A 2,536-nucleotide genomic window follows, 5' to 3' on the forward strand; every position below is an offset into this window, starting at 1 on the left:
CCACATTTAGGACAATATTCAATGCCAACTACAACATTACCTTGTAAATCAATATTGTATGAATCATCCATATCAAAAATCAATTCCATCATTGATGGATCAATATTAATACTTGGATCATTAGAATCAGAATTAAGTTCCTTTGTGGTTTCTTGATTATAAAAATCTTTTTTAAAGTGACAATATGGACAATGCCTTTGCTCATCCGTCAATTCAGCTGAAACATCTTTAATTAAATCTTTTAAATACCCAGCTGCAATAGCATAAGTCTTATCAGTATTTTCACGGTCACTTAGTTTAACAATTGGACCTAATGAAGCGATTGCTGAATTAACCATTTGTTTATCATTCATCCTTTTCCACCTCGTATCCATTTAAAACTGCATTGATTAATATTTCCTTATTTGAAATAACTTCATCTAAATGTTGACGAGTGTTTAACATATATGTGTTATCCCCTAATTGGTCTTTTAAACATTTAACTGTTATTCCAAAACTAAGTTCAACATCTTTTCTTGTTAGAGAGTTCTTTGGTAACCCTTCTCCTATACTCTTTGCTTCAAATGCTAATTCTTTTGATAAAATAACTTTACTCATATTCTGAACTCCTATAGATTTTTGATTTCCATGTACCGATTCTATCAACAATGCCTTCATCTACTGAGTCTTGGAGCATATCCATATTCCCCAGTAAGTTCAGACTTTAAATAATTCGGAGTTAATTTCCCATCTTGCGTGTCTATATCCATAAAAGGAAATTTAATTACATAAGTATCCATGATTAATCCTCCACCTCAATTAATTCACATACGCTAGCAAGTTTTTTCAATCCTTCATCTGCTTCGATTTCTGATTTAGTAAAGCCATCAGAATAATATGCATTATTAATCACATCTTTATCACAAGAGAGCCAATGATAAACTGGTCTACCATTAGCATTTCTATATAAATATTCAAAAGTTCCATCATCATCATCTTTAATAGGTATTTGCAATACATATCTTTTTGGCTTCTCAACTTCATAACCAAGTACATACATTCGTGCTAATAGGTTTTCAAATGCACCATGAGCCATTTCATTCTTTTCTGGAACATTATAATGAAAATGTTTGCCATTAACAATATAACTAACAAAACTACAAACCTTATTCACATCTTCAAACGCTTCTGCTAATTCTTTACTTACAACTGGTTTCTCAATCTGTACCTTTTCTGCCATGTTTATCTCCCTTAATCAAAAAACTTATTCATCCAAAATTCTAAATATTTAATCATTCTGTTTCTCCAATTCTTCAACATTAGTTAGTTTCAACTTCTTCAAACCATTAAAATCAAATTTCAGAAATCTCCATTTCATTTTACGAGAACTTCTAGATATTCCTTTGATGTTATTTCTTATTGCATTATCAGCATGTTTTAAAATGGAAACTTTAGTTTTACCAAATCCAATAACTGGTTTTGACTTGCTCCAGCTAACTCTTTTCTTATAAGTTCCATAATTAACATTGTATTTTGCAGTACACCATTCCAAATTATCAACATTATTATTCGATTTGTTTTCATCTTTATGGTTAACCGCAGGTAAGTCATTGAGATTTGGTATAAATGCAGTTGCAACAAGTCTATGAACATATTGTTGTTTGCCATTTATATTAATAGCTTTGTATCCATGACCATTATCAAAAGTTTGTAATTCTTTATATTTACAGTAAGTCATATCTGAATCATCATAATAATCACCTTGTTTTCTAATTCGGCCAAAATTAGAAATTTCAATACAAGAAAATTTTGTTTTCTTCCATTTTTCGTTTGGCTTATTTTCAAAAATCTTTTTACGATTAAAAATATTTGCAACTAATCTAGTTACTTTCTTTTGATAAACATTTCCGTTTCTAGTCAAACTAACAACAGGTCCGCCGTATTTTCTTTTTAATTGTTTCAGTTCATGCATACCATTACTAAATTGATTAGCAGCATCATTTTTCAATGAAAAAACTTGGCCATTTTCATTTATTAAATATCCATCAAAATCAGGAATTGCCTTAAGATTTGTAGTTTCCATTTTTATTCTCCTGATAATACTCAACTTGTTTTTTGCTTTCTAAATTCAAAGATATAACATCATCTTCAGTTAATTTAATTGGTATAATTTTGTTTTGTTGAAAAAAAGTAATTGCTCCCATTGAGTGAAATTGTTGATGACAATTTCTACATAATGGCAATACTCTTTTGCCGACATGATTTATTTTGTTTCGGTTAAATCCGCGACCAACCGTATCAATATGATGAATATCTGCATGTGGTTTCCCACAAACTACACAAATGCGATGCAAAAGGCACTCATGAACCAATCTATAATCATTTTGTATTTCGTCAATCACTCTAGTTTTAAACGGAATATCTTGCTTAATGCAGTAATCTATGATGAATGTTAAAAACTCGTTTGCTAATGATTTTGAGCAGTCGCTCATACTGAACCATTTAGGATGTGGCTGTTCCACAATAAACTTGGTTTTCATAATCTCCTCAATCTCTC

At 30.3% G+C, this 2,536-nt stretch carries 5 protein-coding genes; all 5 read right to left on the reverse strand.

Annotation, left to right across the window (positions count from 1 at the left end):
• Positions 1 to 353: hypothetical protein (locus FC87_RS06515; RefSeq protein ID WP_156656547.1), on the reverse strand; the 353-nt coding region annotated here is incomplete at its 3' end.
• Positions 346 to 597, reverse strand: coding sequence for a hypothetical protein (locus FC87_RS06520; protein WP_056961969.1), 252 nt, complete (start codon positions 595 to 597; stop codon positions 346 to 348). The genes FC87_RS06515 and FC87_RS06520, both read right to left, overlap by 8 nt.
• Positions 598 to 781: 184 nt before the next feature.
• Positions 782 to 1,219: a DUF1642 domain-containing protein gene (locus FC87_RS06525; RefSeq protein ID WP_056961971.1), complete on the reverse strand. Its 438-nt coding sequence runs from the start codon at positions 1,217 to 1,219 to the stop codon at positions 782 to 784.
• Between the two features lie 48 nt (positions 1,220 to 1,267).
• On the reverse strand, positions 1,268 to 2,062 hold the full coding sequence (locus tag FC87_RS07180; protein ID WP_056961973.1) for an HNH endonuclease signature motif containing protein: 795 nt from the start codon (positions 2,060 to 2,062) through the stop codon (positions 1,268 to 1,270).
• Positions 2,043 to 2,536 (reverse strand): putative HNHc nuclease (locus tag FC87_RS06535; protein ID WP_156656548.1); only part of this gene is annotated, 494 nt, incomplete at its 5' end. The genes FC87_RS07180 and FC87_RS06535, both read right to left, overlap by 20 nt.

The organism is Fructilactobacillus florum DSM 22689 = JCM 16035 (genome assembly GCF_001436645.1).
GTDB classification, from domain to species: Bacteria; Bacillota; Bacilli; order Lactobacillales; family Lactobacillaceae; genus Fructilactobacillus; species Fructilactobacillus florum.

Coding starts and splice junctions, on each gene's coding strand:
- FC87_RS06520 (WP_056961969.1), bottom strand. CDS start 597: ATGAGTAAAGTTATTTTATCAAAAGAATTAGCATTTGAAGCAAAGAGT.
- FC87_RS07180 (WP_056961973.1), bottom strand. CDS start 2,062: ATGGAAACTACAAATCTTAAGGCAATTCCTGATTTTGATGGATATTTA.
- FC87_RS06525 (WP_056961971.1), bottom strand. CDS start 1,219: ATGGCAGAAAAGGTACAGATTGAGAAACCAGTTGTAAGTAAAGAATTA.